At 64.0% G+C, this 13,805-nt stretch carries 14 protein-coding genes; 7 read left to right on the forward strand and 7 right to left on the reverse strand.

Annotated elements, in window-relative coordinates; genetic code table 11:
• Positions 1-14: 14 nt before the first annotated feature.
• Both antB and antA read right to left on the reverse strand, forming a co-directional pair.
• Positions 15-506, reverse strand: a complete 492-nt coding sequence (antB, locus tag PFLCHA0_RS03835; RefSeq protein ID WP_015634054.1) for an anthranilate 1,2-dioxygenase small subunit — start codon at positions 504-506, stop codon at positions 15-17.
• Positions 507-508: 2 nt separating this feature from the next.
• Positions 509-1,897, reverse strand: coding sequence for an anthranilate 1,2-dioxygenase large subunit (antA, locus tag PFLCHA0_RS03840; RefSeq protein WP_015634055.1), 1,389 nt, complete (start codon positions 1,895-1,897; stop codon positions 509-511).
• A 369-nt stretch (positions 1,898-2,266) separates the two neighbouring features.
• On the opposite strand from antA, the gene PFLCHA0_RS03845 reads away from it, so the two are divergent.
• Positions 2,267-3,280, forward strand: a complete 1,014-nt coding sequence (locus tag PFLCHA0_RS03845; RefSeq protein ID WP_011059124.1) for an AraC family transcriptional regulator — start codon at positions 2,267-2,269, stop codon at positions 3,278-3,280.
• Positions 3,281-3,286: 6 nt separating this feature from the next.
• Here PFLCHA0_RS03845 and PFLCHA0_RS03850 read toward each other — a convergent pair whose 3' ends face one another.
• Positions 3,287-3,760 (reverse strand): Lrp/AsnC family transcriptional regulator, encoded by a 474-nt coding sequence (locus PFLCHA0_RS03850; protein WP_011059125.1) that lies wholly within the window; start codon positions 3,758-3,760, stop codon positions 3,287-3,289.
• A gap of 187 nt (positions 3,761-3,947) precedes the next feature.
• Between PFLCHA0_RS03850 and kynU the strand changes: the two genes are divergently transcribed.
• Positions 3,948-5,198 (forward strand): kynureninase, encoded by a 1,251-nt coding sequence (kynU, locus tag PFLCHA0_RS03855; protein ID WP_015634058.1) that lies wholly within the window; start codon positions 3,948-3,950, stop codon positions 5,196-5,198.
• Between the two features lie 110 nt (positions 5,199-5,308).
• Entirely contained in the window at positions 5,309-6,712 is a 1,404-nt protein-coding gene (locus tag PFLCHA0_RS03860; protein ID WP_041751938.1) for an amino acid permease, read from the forward strand.
• 21 nt (positions 6,713-6,733) lie between these two features.
• On the opposite strand, the gene PFLCHA0_RS03865 is transcribed toward PFLCHA0_RS03860, so the two are convergent.
• The 3 genes from PFLCHA0_RS03865 to PFLCHA0_RS03875 form a co-directional block, all read right to left on the reverse strand.
• Positions 6,734-7,105 carry a MerR family transcriptional regulator gene (locus tag PFLCHA0_RS03865; RefSeq protein ID WP_015634060.1) on the reverse strand — a complete coding sequence of 124 codons (372 nt, stop codon included), beginning with the start codon at positions 7,103-7,105 and terminating at the stop codon, positions 6,734-6,736.
• 71 nt (positions 7,106-7,176) lie between these two features.
• Positions 7,177-7,752 carry an NAD(P)H-dependent oxidoreductase gene (locus PFLCHA0_RS03870; RefSeq protein ID WP_015634061.1) on the reverse strand — a complete coding sequence of 192 codons (576 nt, stop codon included), beginning with the start codon at positions 7,750-7,752 and terminating at the stop codon, positions 7,177-7,179.
• 56 nt (positions 7,753-7,808) lie between these two features.
• Complete coding sequence (locus PFLCHA0_RS03875) at positions 7,809-8,690, reverse strand: LysR family transcriptional regulator (RefSeq protein ID WP_011059130.1); 882 nt, start codon at positions 8,688-8,690, stop codon at positions 7,809-7,811.
• A 214-nt stretch (positions 8,691-8,904) separates the two neighbouring features.
• Here PFLCHA0_RS03875 and PFLCHA0_RS03880 point away from each other — a divergent pair, with 214 nt between their 5' ends.
• Positions 8,905-9,669: a sulfite exporter TauE/SafE family protein gene (locus tag PFLCHA0_RS03880; protein ID WP_015634063.1), complete on the forward strand. Its 765-nt coding sequence runs from the start codon at positions 8,905-8,907 to the stop codon at positions 9,667-9,669.
• A 9-nt stretch (positions 9,670-9,678) separates the two neighbouring features.
• Here PFLCHA0_RS03880 and PFLCHA0_RS03885 read toward each other — a convergent pair whose 3' ends face one another.
• The gene (locus PFLCHA0_RS03885) at positions 9,679-9,993 is read right to left on the reverse strand and encodes a putative quinol monooxygenase (protein ID WP_015634064.1); all 315 of its coding nucleotides are present in this window, start codon (positions 9,991-9,993) and stop codon (positions 9,679-9,681) included.
• A gap of 203 nt (positions 9,994-10,196) precedes the next feature.
• Between PFLCHA0_RS03885 and PFLCHA0_RS03890 the strand changes: the two genes are divergently transcribed.
• From PFLCHA0_RS03890 to ggt, 3 genes are all read left to right on the forward strand, one after another.
• A complete protein-coding gene (locus PFLCHA0_RS03890; protein WP_015634065.1) occupies positions 10,197-10,787 on the forward strand; it encodes an NADPH:quinone oxidoreductase MdaB in 591 nt (196 codons plus the stop codon).
• Between the two features lie 67 nt (positions 10,788-10,854).
• Positions 10,855-11,766 (forward strand): LysR family transcriptional regulator, encoded by a 912-nt coding sequence (locus tag PFLCHA0_RS03895; RefSeq protein WP_011059134.1) that lies wholly within the window; start codon positions 10,855-10,857, stop codon positions 11,764-11,766.
• A gap of 221 nt (positions 11,767-11,987) precedes the next feature.
• Positions 11,988-13,655 (forward strand): gamma-glutamyltransferase, encoded by a 1,668-nt coding sequence (gene ggt / locus PFLCHA0_RS03900; RefSeq protein ID WP_011059135.1) that lies wholly within the window; start codon positions 11,988-11,990, stop codon positions 13,653-13,655.
• Positions 13,656-13,805: the final 150 nt, after the last annotated feature.

Here is a 13,805-nt window from a genome sequence, read left to right on the forward strand (position 1 = left end):
AGAACTTCCGTGGGTCAGAGGTGATAGAAATCGAGCACCGAGTTGATCGTGTCGTTGAGCAGCAGCACGTGCTTGCGCTGGATCAGCCAACTGTCGCCCTGGGGCTTGAGGTCGTAGGTGGCGTGGCCGTAGAACTCCTCGGAAGTGGCCAGGCGATAGAACAGCGTGTGCCAGTTCAGGCGTACCCGCAGCAGGCCGTTGTCGCCCTCGGCAATGCGCAGGTTGCTGACCATGTGCAGGGTGCGCGGCATAGGGATGGTCGAGGCCGCCTTGCCGGTGTGCAGGCGGAACACCCGGTCCTCCAGCCCCGAACGGTTGGCGTAGTAGATCAGCGACATCTCGCGTTTCGGGTCCCGGGTGTAGACGTGTTCCGAGTCCCACTGGGGCAGGTGGAACTCGCTGTCCACGGCAAACAGTTGCAGGTAGGCGTCCCAGTCCTGGGCATCGCAAAGCTCGGACTTGCGGTAGAAGAATTGCTCGATCTGGTACTGCAGTTGCGCATTCATGATCACACCTCACGCAGTTTCAGGGGCCGGCGCTGCAGGCCGTCGAGGAGGAATTTCTGCCAGTTCTGGTGCTGGTTGACGTACAGCCCCTCATGGGTGATCTCGGTGCCGGTCATGGCCGGCTGGATGCCCAGGTTCTGGCTGTTAGCGGTGGGCCCGCTGACCCAATGCTGGCGCCCGCGGGAGATGTCGCTCCAGCGCTCCAGGCGCCCCTGGAAGCCGCGCTGGGCCTCGCGGAACTCCACCAGGTCGTCCGGCGTGCCCATGCCCGAGACGTTGAAGAAATCCTCGAACTGGCGGATGCGGTTTTCCCGGTCGGCGTCGCTCTCGCCCTTGACCCCGATGCACTGGCTGATGATCTCGGTCTTGTTCCAGGCGATGGGGCGGATGATCCGCAACTGGGAACTGATCTGGTCGAGGAAGAACAGGCTGGGGTAGATGTTCAGGTTGCGCAGGCGGTGCATCATCCACTCGGCCTTGGCCTGGCCGTGCTCGGCCACCAGGCGCGGCATGATGCTGGCGTAGCCGGAGCGCACCGCCGGGTTGGGCATTTCGCTGAACAGCACGCTGTGGCCGTTCTCGAAGGCGAACCAGCCATCGTCGGTGCTGGCGTCGCCGGCGCCGAGCTTGCTGTAGTCCAGGGTGGCGCTGCTGCCGGCGCCGTTGTCGGCGTTGACCTGCTGGCGGTGCTGCACCGTGGCCACGTAGTTGTAGTGCACGGTGCTGACGTGATAACCGTCCAGGCCGTTCTCGTTCTGCAGCTTCCAGTTGCCGTCGTAGGTGTAGGCGGACTTGCCCGGCAGCACCTCCAGCTCACCATCGGGGGACTGGGCGACCATCATGTCGAAGAAGATCCTGGCGTCGCCGAGGAAGTCTTCCAGGGAATTGTCGGCGGCTACGTCCAGGCTGATGAAGACGAAGCCCTTGTAGCTCTCGATGCGGGCCTTCTTCAGGCCGCGGGTGGCCTTGTCGAAGCCCTCGTCGTATTCCCCTGGCGCCTTGACCTTCACCAGGCGCCCGTCGCTCTTGTAGCACCAGGCATGGAAGGGGCAGGTAAAGGTGGACTGGTTGCCCTTGCCGACCCGGGTCAGGGTGGTGCCGCGGTGCTGGCAGGCGTTGACCAGGGCATTGAGCCGGCCCTCGCCGTCGCGGGTGATGATCATCGGCTGGCGCCCGGCGCGCATCGTGATGAAGTCGTGGTTGTTGGGCAGCTCGCTTTCGTGACAGGCGTAGATCCAGTTCTTCTCGAAGATCAGCTCCATCTCCAGGTCGAACAGCTCGGGTTCGGTGAACATGTCCCGGGCGATACGGAATACCCCGTCCGCGGGACGAAAATCCAGGCAGCTGCCGATGAAGTCTTGCCACTGCTCGACGTTTCTTGCACCACTCATGAGTCGGTACCTTTTTTATTCAGGCCAATCGGGTGCAGTCATTAGAGAGAGGGGAGGGGGCCTGCGGCTATCCGCTTAGTCGGCCAAGGTCATCCACAAAATTGCCCGTTCCCGGCAAGGCATGGAGCAGCAGGCCCCTGGGTAGCATCTACCCAGCATCGTGCAGGCAAGCGATGGATGGCTGCCTGTTGGTGCGCTGATCGGCTACTGTGAGCGCAGCCAATGAGGGTGATGGGGCCCGGTTATCCACTTAGTCGACGATTGCTATCCACTGGGTTGGCAGCGCCGTCGGCTGGCGCAAAACTTGCCCTGTCATACAAGACGCGCCGTCAGAGCGCGCTGAATAAAAATTGCCGTGGGTGCGCCGTGATGAATAGCAAGGCTGATGGGCAGTTTCGCGAGATTCGTATCGATCGCTTTGACCTTGAAGGGGCCAGGAACTGGATGGCGGGAATCTGTGGGCCTCACCGCCTGGAAACCGCCAACCCCGAACGCATTCGTTTCCACCACAGTGCCAATGTGCTCAGGTCCCGTTCCACGACCCTGGGCATCATCGAATACGGCACCGATGTGGTGGTGGATATCCAGGACACCGAGCGCTTCAGCAGCTATAGCCTGAGCCTGCCGTTGTGCGGCGAGCAGGAACTGAGCAAGGACGGGCGCCTGTTGCGCTCGGACCGCGGCCAGGGGGTGATCATCGCCCCCAACGAAAGCCAGGTGCTGGCCATCTCCGGAGACTGTCGCAAGCTGCAGGTGGTGATTTCCCGGCCGGCCATGAGCGAGGCCCTGGAGGGCCTGTTGCAGCGCCCGGTGCTGGAGCCGCTGCGTTTCGAGCCCGGCATGGATGCGCTGCACGGTGCCGCCGCGGCCTGGTGGCGCATGGCGCAGCATTTCATCGGCGAACTGGCCCAGGGCAACGAGCTCTATGAACAGCTGGCCTTCACCCGGGAAATCGAAAGCTCATTGATCAAGGGCCTGATCCTGGCCCAGCCCAACAACTACTCCAGCGAGTTGCGGGCAATGCTCGGGGTCAAGCTGCCCCACTATCTGGTACGGGCCCGCCAGCACTTGCATGAACATGCCCGCGAGACCGTGCACCTGGAAGACCTGGAGGCCGCCGCCGGCGTCTCGCGCTTCAAGCTGTTCGAGGCCTTTCGCAAGTACTTCGCCCTGTCGCCCATGGCCTACCTCAAGCGCCACCGGCTCAATGGCGTGCGCCAGGAAATTCTCGAGCACGGCTCGGCGCGCAACATCTCGGAGATTGCCCTGGGCTGGGGCTTCACCCACCTGGGGCGGTTCTCCGCCGAGTACCGCAAGCTGTTCGACGAAACCCCGAGCGTCACTGCCCAGCGTCACCCCGCGCGGCGACCGGCCGGGTTCTAGGACGGCTTACTTGCGCTGCACCAGGTCCAGCAGGCTGTTCTGTTCCTTGATCTTCTGCAGGACGATTTCCGAGCGGATGTCGGTCACGCCCGAGGCGCGGTTCAGATGGTTGACGATGAAATCCGAGAAGTGCTTGAGGTTGCGCGCCTGGATGCGCAGCACGTAGTTGCTGGCGCCGGTGATCACGTAGGCGGCCACCACTTCCGGCCACTGCTGGACCTTGCCGATAAAGGTCTCGTGCCAGCCTTCCACGTCCTGGCGCAGGGATACGTGGACGATCGCCTCCAGCTCGATGCCCAGGCGCTCGGCATTGAGCTGGGCGCGATAGCCGCTGATGATCCCCTCCGTTTCCAGCAGGCGCAGGCGGCGCAGGCAGGCCGAGGGCGAGAGGGCGACTTTCTCCGCCAGTTCCTGATTGCTGATACGCCCGTCCTGTTGCAGGAAGTAGAGGATGCGCAGGTCCGTGGAGTCGAGGGTCATGGTTGGCATAAATCCGCGTTTTTTATTGGAGGATTAGAATTTTATTCGAGATTAGTACGACAGCGCGCTGCACTTTGCACGAAAATTCTCCCGGTCTTCGTCCATTATTTCTCAAGTTTTCGGTTTTCCAGGACCCCGTGCCCGGCCCCTTCCGGTGGGCATGACATTGACCAAGACAGGACTGCCAATGATCGATAAAAACCACTGCCTGCGTCTCGATGAACAGGACCCCCTGGCGCCGCTGCGCCAACAGTTCAGCCTGCCCGAAGGGGTGATCTACCTCGATGGCAACTCCCTTGGTGCCCGCCCCGTGGCGGCTGCCGAGCGGGCCCGGCAGGTGATCGAGCAAGAGTGGGGCGAGGGCCTGATCCGCAGCTGGAACACGGCCGGCTGGCGTGACCTGTCCCAGCGCCTGGGGGATCGGCTGGCGCCGCTGATCGGTGCGGGTGCTGGTGAGGTGGTCATCACCGATACCACTTCCATCAACCTGTTCAAGGTCCTCAGTGCCGCCCTGCAGGTCCAGGCCGGACGTGCGCCCCAGCGGCGGGTGATCGTCTCCGAAAGCAGCAACTTTCCTACCGACCTGTACATAGTCGAAGGCCTGACGCAGCTGCTGCAGCAGGGGTACTCCCTGCGCCTGGTGGACAGCCCGGAACAACTGCCGGCGGCCATCGACCAGGACACCGCGGTGGTGCTGCTGACCCACGTCAACTACAAGACCGGCTACATGCACGACATGCAGGCGACCACCAGGTTGATCCACGAGGCGGGCGCCCTGAGCATCTGGGACCTGGCCCACTCGGCCGGCGCGGTGCCGGTGGACCTGGGCCGCAGCGGCGCCGACTACGCCATCGGCTGCACCTACAAGTACCTCAATGGCGGCCCCGGCTCCCAGGCCTTCGCCTGGGTCGCTCCGGCGCTCTGCGACCTGGTTACCCAGCCGCTGTCCGGCTGGTTCGGCCATGCCCGGCAGTTCGACATGGCTACCCGCTACGAGCCTTCCAGCGGCATTGCCCGCTACCTGTGCGGCACCCAGCCGATTACCTCTCTGGCCATGGTCGAATGCGGCCTGGAAGTCTTCGAACGGACCGACATGCAGAGCCTGCGGCGCAAGTCCCTGGCGCTGACCGACCTGTTCATCGAACTGGTGGAGCAGCGCTGCGTCGGTCACGAGCTGAAGCTGGTGACCCCGCGTGAGCATGCCAAGCGTGGCAGCCACGTGAGCTTCGAGCACCCCGAAGGCTACGCGGTGATCCAGGCCCTGATCGCCCGGGGCGTGATCGGCGATTACCGCGAGCCGCGGATCATGCGTTTCGGCTTCACTCCGCTGTACACCCGCTTCAGCGAGGTATGGGACGCGGTGCAGATCCTCGGTGAAGTCCTCGACCAGAAAACCTGGGCCCAGGCGCAATTCCAGGTGCGCCACAGCGTGACCTGAGGCGTGTTTCACCCCCTGGTTGCCGCCCTGTGCGGCGACCAGGCCAGCGGCACAAGGACGGGCCGTCACAACGATTTATACGTGCACACAACAATAAAGAGGCACTCAAAGTGACCACCTCCAACAAGGGTTTCGAAGCGATATCCAATCGCGAGCACGGCCTCAGGCGGCAGTTGACCGCCGGCCAGATGAGCATGATCGCCATCGGCGGGGCCATTGGCACCGGGCTCTTCATGGGCAGCGCCTACGCCATCGGTTATGCCGGCCCCAGCGTGCTGCTGAGCTACGCCATCGGCGCGTTGATCACCCTGATCCTGATGGGCTGCCTGGCGGAAATGACCGTGGCCCATTCCACCTCCGGCTCCTTCGGTGCCTACGCCGAGTTCTACGTCAGCCCGCTGGCCGGCTTCCTGGTGCGCTATGCCTACTGGGCGGCCATCGTGCTGGCGGTGGGTGCCGAAGTCACGGCCATCGCCATGTACATGAAGTACTGGTTCGCCAACGTTCCGGAGTGGGTGTGGATCATCTCCTTCTCCAGCGTGCTGGTCGTGCTCAATGGCATCAGCGTGAAGACCTTCGGCAACTTCGAATACTGGTTTTCCACCATCAAGATCGCCGCCATCGTCGGCTTCATCATCCTGGCGGTGTACGTGGTGTTCGGCTCTGGCAACCCCGACTACGGGCTGCACAACTACAGCGCTCACGGCGGCTTCTTTCCCAACGGTTTCGAAGGCATGTGGATTGCCGTGATCGTGTCGATCTTCAGCTACCTGAGCGTGGAGATGATCGCGGTGGCGGCGGGGGAGGCCAAGGACCCGCAACGCGCGGTGAAACAGGCCTTTCGCGCCACTATCGTGCGCCTGGTGGTGTTCTATCTGCTGACCCTGGCGCTGATGCTGGCCATCGTGCCCTGGGCCCAGGCCGGCAAGGCCCAGAGCCCGTTCGTCACGGTGATGCAGACCATCGGTATTCCCGGGGCCACCGGGGTGATGAATTTCGTGATCCTGATCGCCGCGCTATCGGCGATGAACAGCCAGCTCTACATCACCACACGGATGATGTTCAGCCTGTCCCGCGCCGGCTATGCGCCCAAGTCCATGGGGGCCCTGAGCAAGAACGGGATTCCGCTCAATGCCCTGCTGCTGTCCAGCTCCGGCATCGCCCTGGCGACCCTGGTCAACGTGCTGTACCCCGAGAGTTCGTTCACCCTGATGATGGCGATCTCGATGTTCGGCGCGATCTTTACCTGGTTCATGATCTTCCTCACCCACTACTGCTTCCGCCGCTATCACCAGCGCCACGGTGAGCAGCAGTTGTCGTTCCGCATGCGCCTGTTTCCCTATAGCACCCTGCTGGGGCTGGTGCTGATGGGGGCGGTGATGATCACCACCTTCTTCACCGAGGCGTTCAAGATGACCCTGGTGTTCGGGGTGCCGTTCCTGCTGTTGCTGACCCTGGTCTATTACCTGTGCTTTCGTAAGCCGCGGGTGGTCGCCGGCTTGTCGGAGGTCTGAAGCAAGGCCGCCCGGGCGGTCCTAGCGGCTGCCCAGGGGGCATTCCTCTCGCGCCTGTTGCAGGCTGGTCTCGAACAGCTCGAGCCGGCTCTGCAACTGCTGCAAATCCTCGATCTGCTGTTGCAGCTCGCGCTTTTTCTGCGCCAGGGCCGCCTGGGCCCGGTCCCAGGGGAAGGCTTGCCCCTGGTGGGTGGCGAACACCTGCTGCAGTTCCTTGAGCTTGAAGCCCAACTGCTGGGCGCACTTGATGAATATCAGTTGCTCGACGCTCTGCGCGTCATACAGGCGGTAGCGGCCCTGGCGCGCCGGCTCGGGCAAGAGGCCGATGGCTTCGTAATGGCGGATGCTCTTGATCGTGGTTCCGGACAGTTGCGCGGCTTGGCCGATGTACATGCAGGTTCCTTTTCACTTCCGGATTCCAGGGCCAGCCAATGGGCGCTGGTGTCGCGCATTATCGGGCAGATTCACTGCCTGGCAAGGTGCTCCACTTGCAGCAGCCAGTCGGCCCGGCGTTCCTGGCTGGCGTCCAGCACCGGGCCGAAGGTCAGGGTGCGCAAGGGCTTGATGCCGCAGAAGGCCAGGGTGGTGCGGCGCATCTGCTGCAAGCCGGGCATGCGGTAGAACCAGCGGAAGTACCAGGGCGGTGTATCCATGGTCACCAGCAGGTGGGCGCTGCGGCCCTTTAGCAGTTGCTCCGGAAAGGCTTTGCCGGGGCGGTACTTGAAGGCGAAGCCCGGCAGCAGCACGCGATCGAGAAAGCCCTTCATCAGCGCCGGAATGCCGCCCCACCAGATGGGGAAGACCCAGGTCAGGTGTTCGGCCCAGAGGATGTCGGCCTGGGCCTGCTGCAGGTCTTCTTCCAGGGGCTGGATCTGGCGATAACCTTCGCGCAGCACCGGGTCGAAATGCAGGTCGCCGAGCCTGAGCTGGCGCACTTCATGGCCGGCTTCCTGCGCCGCCTTCACGTAGCGCTCGCTCAATGCCGCGCACAGGCTGTGGCGCGAAGGGTGGCCGAGAATCACCAGGATGCGTTTGCTCATTGCCGTGGTCCTTGAGGAATAAACCCCAAGGCTAAAGTCTGCCCCTAAGGGGAGAGTCAAGGCTCTAGCAGCGCACGGCACAAGCCCTGGGCATACAGGGGCAGGGCGTCGAAGTCGCGGGCGCACAGCAGCAAGCGGCGGCGTGCCCAGGCCTCGTTCAAGGGGCGGCTTTGCAGAGCCAGGTGCAGGTTGCGTTGCAGGGCCGCCAGGGGCACCAGGGCCAGCCCGGCGCCGCGGGCCACCATGCGCAGCACGGCGTCGAAGCCTTCGGCGCGGATGCGCAACTGCATGCGCCGGCCAAGGTGCAGGGCCTGTTCCTCCAGGTACACCGCCAGGGCGCTGTGGCTGGCCAGGCCGACATAGTCGTGGGCCAGGCTGTCGCTGAAGCTGGGGGCCGGCAGGCTACTCAAAGGGTGGTCCGGGGGCATCACCAGCACCAGTGGGTCGTCGCGAAAGGCCCGGGTCATCAGGCCCTGGGTGTCCACCGCGTCGGAGACGATCCCCAGGTCCGCCGCGCCCTGGCGCAGGGCGTGGGTGATGCGCTGGCTGGGCAGCTCCTGCAGCTCGATATCGACATGGGGCTGGCTGTGCAGGAAGTCTGCCAGCAGCTCTGGCAGGTACTCGCTGAGTGCGGTGGTGTTGCACAACAGGCGCACCTGGCCCTTGACCCCCCTGGCGTATTCGCCAAGGTCCTGCTGCAGGTGCTCGGCGTACAGCAGCAGCGTTCGCGCGTGCTGGGCCAGGGCCTTGCCGGCGGCTGTCGGGCGGATGCCACGACGCCCGCGTTCGAGAAACTCGATGCCCAGCGAGGCCTCCATGGCGCGGATTCGAGCGCTGGCGGCGGCCAGCGACAAGTGGCTGCGAGCGGCACCGGCGGTGATGTTGCCGGCCTCCAGAATGTTCAGGTACAGGCGCAGGTCGATCAGGTCGAAGTGCATGGGGCATCTCTCGGGGAGCGTCATTTTTGTAGGAGCCGGCTTGCCGGCGAAGAGGCCGCTGGGTTTTGCGCAAATCTCGAAATCGCTTTCGCTGGCAAGCCAGCTCCTACGGCGGTACGGGCCATAGGTTTTTGTATGTGCCTATTGCCGGGCAAGAGGCTGGCTCAGTATATGGCAGATTTTCAGCAGGGCGGGCAGGGCGCAGGATAGGCCCATGAACAGCTCGCTCGCGTTTTATCAGAATCTCGGAATGGCCCTTTCCCTGTTGGTGATCGGCACTTTTGTGCTGGCCGGCATGGTCAAGGGGGTGATCGGTCTTGGCCTGCCCACCGTTGCCATGGGCCTCTTGGGGTTGGCTATGGCACCGGCGCAGGCTGCGGCCCTGCTGATTATCCCGGCGACCCTGACCAATCTCTGGCAACTGGCCTTTGGCGGGCATCTGCCGGCCTTGCTCAAGCGCCTGTGGCCGATGCTGCTGGCGATCTTTGCCGGCACCGCCGCCGGCTCCCTGTGGCTGGGAATCGACGCCGGGCATTGGGTGGTGCGGGGCTTGGGGGCGGCGCTACTGCTATATGCCCTGAGCGGCTTGCTGTTGCCGACCCTGCGAGTGTCGGCGGCCCAGGAGCGCTGGCTGGGGCCGCTGTGCGGGCTGGTCACCGGGGTCATCACCTCGGCCACCGGGGTGTTCGTGATTCCGGCGGTGCCCTACCTGCAAGCCCTGGGGCTGAACAAGGATCTGCTGGTGCAGGCCCTGGGCCTGTCGTTCACCGTCTCGACCCTGGCCCTGGCCGGCGGCCTGCTGTGGCGCGGCGCCCTGGGCGGCGCCGAGCTGGGGGCCTCGCTGCTGACCCTGGCCCCGGCGCTGCTGGGCATGTGGCTGGGGCAGTGGTTGCGCCAGCGCATCAGCGCCCAGTTGTTCAAGCGGGTGTTCTTTGTCGGCATGGGCCTCTTGGGCGGGCACTTGCTGATCAGCGGCTAGACCTTTTGCTCAGCGGCCAGCCGCGGCCGGGCTGAGCATGTCGATGGCGCGGATCTCGAAGTCGCGCTCCAGGTAGTCCATGCGCGTGTCGAGGAACTGCTGCATGTGCGGCAGGCTGGAGTGGCTATCAAGCGCCTCCTGGGAAGCCCAGACCTCGTAGAAAATGAACAGGCTCGGGTCCTGTCGGTCCCGCAGCATGTGGTATTCGATGCAGCCGGCTTCAGCGCGGCTGGCGGCTACATGGCCGAGAAAGAACGCCTCGAAGGCATCAGCCCGTTCCGGGCGGGTCTTGGCGTGAAGGATGAAGGCCTGGGGTGTGGGCATAAGGAGCACTCTTGCTGATGGGGAGGTCGGCAAAAATTCTAAGGCAACAATCCACTATTGATTCGTGCGTTTGAGTCAAATGTATTTTGAACAACCCGGGCTTATTCTCCGGCCCTGGCCTGATTAACCTGCCGCCATCGTTTTCAATCTTTACAGCCCGCCGCCATCGATGCGCAACGGGTTGTTCCCGATGAGGCTGGATCATGAAAAAAGTACTGCTGCTCAATGGCGCCAAACAATTCGCCCACTCCGATGGCCGCTATAACGCCACCCTGCACGACACCGCCCTGGCGGTGCTCGACCGGGGCGGCCTGGAGGTCAAGGTCACCCACATCGACGAGGGCTACGACATCCAGGAAGAAGTGGCGAAGTTTCTCTGGGCCGACGTGATCGTCTACCAGATGCCCGGCTGGTGGATGGGCGCGCCGTGGATCGTCAAGAAATACATCGACGAAGTCTTCACCGAAGGCCACGGCAGCCTCTACGCCAGCGACGGCCGGACCCGCTCCGATGCCTCGCAGAAGTACGGCAGCGGTGGCCTGATCCAGGGCAAGCAGTACATGCTTTCGCTGACCTGGAACGCCCCGCAGCAAGCCTTCGACGATCCCACCGACTTCTTCGAGGCCAAGGGCGTGGACGCGGTCTACTTCCCGTTCCACAAGGCCAACCAGTTCCTGGGCATGAGCGCCCTGCCAACCTTCCTCTGTGTGGACGTGATGAAACGCCCGAACATCGAAGGCGATGTGCAGCGTTACGAGGAACACCTCAAGGCAGTGTTCAATCTGCCGGGCTGAATCCGGCTACTATTGAGTGCCTTGAAATTCAGGGGCGTTGTCGCCCCGCTGCCGCCAGAGGACTCATGTGAAAGCCCGATCCGACGAGTTGCAAGTCTTCGTCTGTGTCATCGAGTGCGGCTCGATTTCCGCCGCCGCCGAGCAGTTGGCCCAGACCCCTTCGGCGGTCAGCCGCAGCTTGTCGCGGCTGGAGGCCAAGCTCGACACCACGCTGATCAACCGCACCACGCGACGCATGGACCTGACCGAGGAAGGGCGCTACTTCTTCGAACAGGCCAAGCTGATCCTCGATCAGATGGACGAGCTCGAAGAGCGCCTGTCCTCGCGCCAGCGCAACCCGTCCGGGCGCCTGCGGATCAACGCCGCATCGCCCTTCATGCTGCATGCCATCGTTCCCTACGTGGCCGAGTTCCGCAGCCTGTACCCGGATATCCAGCTGGAGCTCAACAGCAACGACCTGATCATCGACCTGCTGGAGCAGAGCACCGACATCGCCATCCGCATCGGCGTGCTGGCGGATTCCACCCTGCATGCCCGCTCCCTGGGCTGCAGCCCGCTGCACATCCTCGCCAGCCCTGACTACCTGGCCCGCCACGGTACGCCGCAGAGCGTGGCCGAACTGGCCGGGCACACCCTGCTGGGCTTCACCCAGACCGAGACCCTCAACCACTGGCCGCTGCGCCATGTGCATGGCGACCGCTGGCAGATCCAGCCGGGCATCAGCGCCTCCAGTGGCGAGACCCTGCGCCACCTGGCGCTGGAAGGGCAGGGCATTGCCTGCCTGTCGCACTTCATGACCATCGACGACATCCGCGCCGGGCGCCTGCAACCGGTGCTGGCCTCGTTCAACAGCGGCTATCGCCAGCCGATCAACGCCGTGTACTACCGCAACTCGCAACTGGCCCTGCGCATCCAGTGCTTCCTGGATTTCATCCAGGGCAAGCTGGCCGATTACGCCAACCCCGAGTTCCAGGGCTGAAGGCTCCCCCCATTCCCCGCCTATCCCCCGTAGGAGCCGGCTTGCCGGCGAAGGGGCCCCCGGGTTTTGCGCAACTCTTGAAGTTGCATTCGCTGGCAAGCCAGCTCCTACGGTTATCCATGGCTGAGGCTTGGGACGTTCGTGCCACGATTGGCGATTGCTCAACCCCCCGTCTCGGGCCTAAGGTTCTTGCCGTTCAATAACAAGAAAAGGAAGGACCTATGCGCATTCTGTTGTTCAAGACCCTGGCCCTGACGGCCGCCATCGCCGCCAGCAGCTCGGCCTTCGCCGTGACCCTGGAAGGCGGCGCGGTGGCCGCGCCCAACCAGTACGGCGCCGATGTCGCGGCGCAGATCCTCAAGAAGGGCGGCAACGCGGTGGATGCCGCGGTGGCCACGGCCTTCGCCCTGGCCGTGACCTACCCCGAGGCCGGCAACATCGGGGGCGGCGGGTTCATGACGATGTACATCGACGGCAAGCCGTACTTCCTCGACTACCGGGAAACCGCGCCCAAGGCCGCGACCCGGAACATGTACCTGAATGAAAAGGGCGAGGTGATCGAGAACCTGAGCCTGGTGGGCGCCCGCGCCGCCGGGGTGCCGGGCACGGTGATGGGCCTGTGGGAAGCTCACCAGAAGTTCGGCAAGTTGCCGTGGAGCGAGCTGATCACTCCGGCCGTGGGTTATGCGAAGAACGGCTTCAAGGTGGCGGACAAGCAGTACCAGTACCGCGAGGATGCGTTGAAGCTGTTCAACGGCACCACCAACTTCGGCGACTACTTCGGCAGCATGAAACCGGGCGAGACCTTCCGTCAGCCGGAACTGGCCGCGACCCTGGAGCGCATCGCCGACCAGGGCGCCAAGGAGTTCTACAGCGGCAAGACCGCCGACTTGCTGGTGGCGCAGATGCAGGCCGACAAGGGCCTGATCACCAAGCAGGACCTGCAGGACTACAAGGTCCAGTGGCGCCAGCCGCTGCAGGTGACCTTCCGTGGCAACACCCTGTACACCGCGCCGCCGCCCAGCTCTGGCGGGGTGGCCCTGGCGCAGTTGATCAGCATCAAGGAAGAGCGCGCGGCGGACTTCAAGGGTGTGGAGCTCAATTCGGCCAAGTACATTCACCTGCTGGCGGAAATCGAAAAGCGGGTGTTCGCCGATCGCGCCGACTACCTGGGCGACCCGGCGTTTTCCGATGTTCCGGTCAAGCAACTGACCGACCCGGCGTATCTGAAAAAACGCGCCGCCGAGGTCAACCCCAACGCCATCTCGGCTACCGAGAAAGTGCGCCCCGGGCTTGAGCCGCACCAGACCACCCACTTCTCCATCGTCGATGCCCAGGGCAACGCGGTTAGCAACACCTACACCCTGAACTGGGACTATGGCAGCGGCGTGGTGGTCAAGGGCGCGGGCTTTTTGCTCAACGACGAAATGGACGACTTCAGCGCCAAGCCGGGCGTGGCCAACGCCTTCGGTGTAGTGGGCGGCGACGCCAACGCCATCGCCCCGGGCAAGCGCATGCTGTCCTCCATGAGCCCGAGCCTGGTGACCCGCGATGGCAAGGTCACCCTGGTGCTGGGCACCCCCGGAGGTTCGCGGATATTCACCTCGATCTTCCAGGTGCTGAACAACCTCTACGACTACCACCTGCCCCTGGAAAAGGCCGTGGCCGCGCAGCGCGTGCATCACCAACTGCTGCCCAAGGACACGATCTACTACGACGCCTATGCGCCGCTCACCGGCAAGGTGGCCGACGAGCTCAAGGCCATGGGCTACACCCTGGAAGACCAGGGCTGGGAGATGGGCGATATCCAGGCGATCCGGGTCAATGGCACTGCGCTTGAAACCGCTTCCGACCCACGTGGCCGCGGTGTCGGCAAGGTCGTCAAATAACCGCTGACCCCCTGTAGGAGCTGGCCGGGCGGCGTTCCGCTTGCCGGCGAAAGGGCCCGCAAGCCTGGCGCCAGGTCGAGCGGCCTCTTCGCTGGCAAGCCAGCTCCTACCTTCGTTGTGCAGGCGCCGACGGCCGGCTGGTCGGAGGCG

Origin of the sequence: Pseudomonas protegens CHA0, assembly GCF_000397205.1 — a bacterium.
GTDB classification, from domain to species: Bacteria; Pseudomonadota; Gammaproteobacteria; order Pseudomonadales; family Pseudomonadaceae; genus Aquipseudomonas; species Aquipseudomonas protegens.

Excerpts from the sequence above, each read along its gene's own strand:
- antB (WP_015634054.1), bottom strand. The coding sequence starts at position 506 with ATGAATGCGCAACTGCAGTACCAGATCGAGCAATTCTTCTACCGCAAG.
- antA (WP_015634055.1), bottom strand. The coding sequence starts at position 1,897 with ATGAGTGGTGCAAGAAACGTCGAGCAGTGGCAAGACTTCATCGGCAGC.
- PFLCHA0_RS03845 (WP_011059124.1), top strand. The coding sequence starts at position 2,267 with ATGAATAGCAAGGCTGATGGGCAGTTTCGCGAGATTCGTATCGATCGC.
- PFLCHA0_RS03850 (WP_011059125.1), bottom strand. The coding sequence starts at position 3,760 with ATGACCCTCGACTCCACGGACCTGCGCATCCTCTACTTCCTGCAACAG.
- kynU (WP_015634058.1), top strand. The coding sequence starts at position 3,948 with ATGATCGATAAAAACCACTGCCTGCGTCTCGATGAACAGGACCCCCTG.
- PFLCHA0_RS03865 (WP_015634060.1), bottom strand. The coding sequence starts at position 7,105 with ATGTACATCGGCCAAGCCGCGCAACTGTCCGGAACCACGATCAAGAGC.
- PFLCHA0_RS03870 (WP_015634061.1), bottom strand. The coding sequence starts at position 7,752 with ATGAGCAAACGCATCCTGGTGATTCTCGGCCACCCTTCGCGCCACAGC.
- PFLCHA0_RS03875 (WP_011059130.1), bottom strand. The coding sequence starts at position 8,690 with ATGCACTTCGACCTGATCGACCTGCGCCTGTACCTGAACATTCTGGAG.
- PFLCHA0_RS03880 (WP_015634063.1), top strand. The coding sequence starts at position 8,905 with ATGAACAGCTCGCTCGCGTTTTATCAGAATCTCGGAATGGCCCTTTCC.
- PFLCHA0_RS03885 (WP_015634064.1), bottom strand. The coding sequence starts at position 9,993 with ATGCCCACACCCCAGGCCTTCATCCTTCACGCCAAGACCCGCCCGGAA.
- PFLCHA0_RS03890 (WP_015634065.1), top strand. The coding sequence starts at position 10,197 with ATGAAAAAAGTACTGCTGCTCAATGGCGCCAAACAATTCGCCCACTCC.
- ggt (WP_011059135.1), top strand. The coding sequence starts at position 11,988 with ATGCGCATTCTGTTGTTCAAGACCCTGGCCCTGACGGCCGCCATCGCC.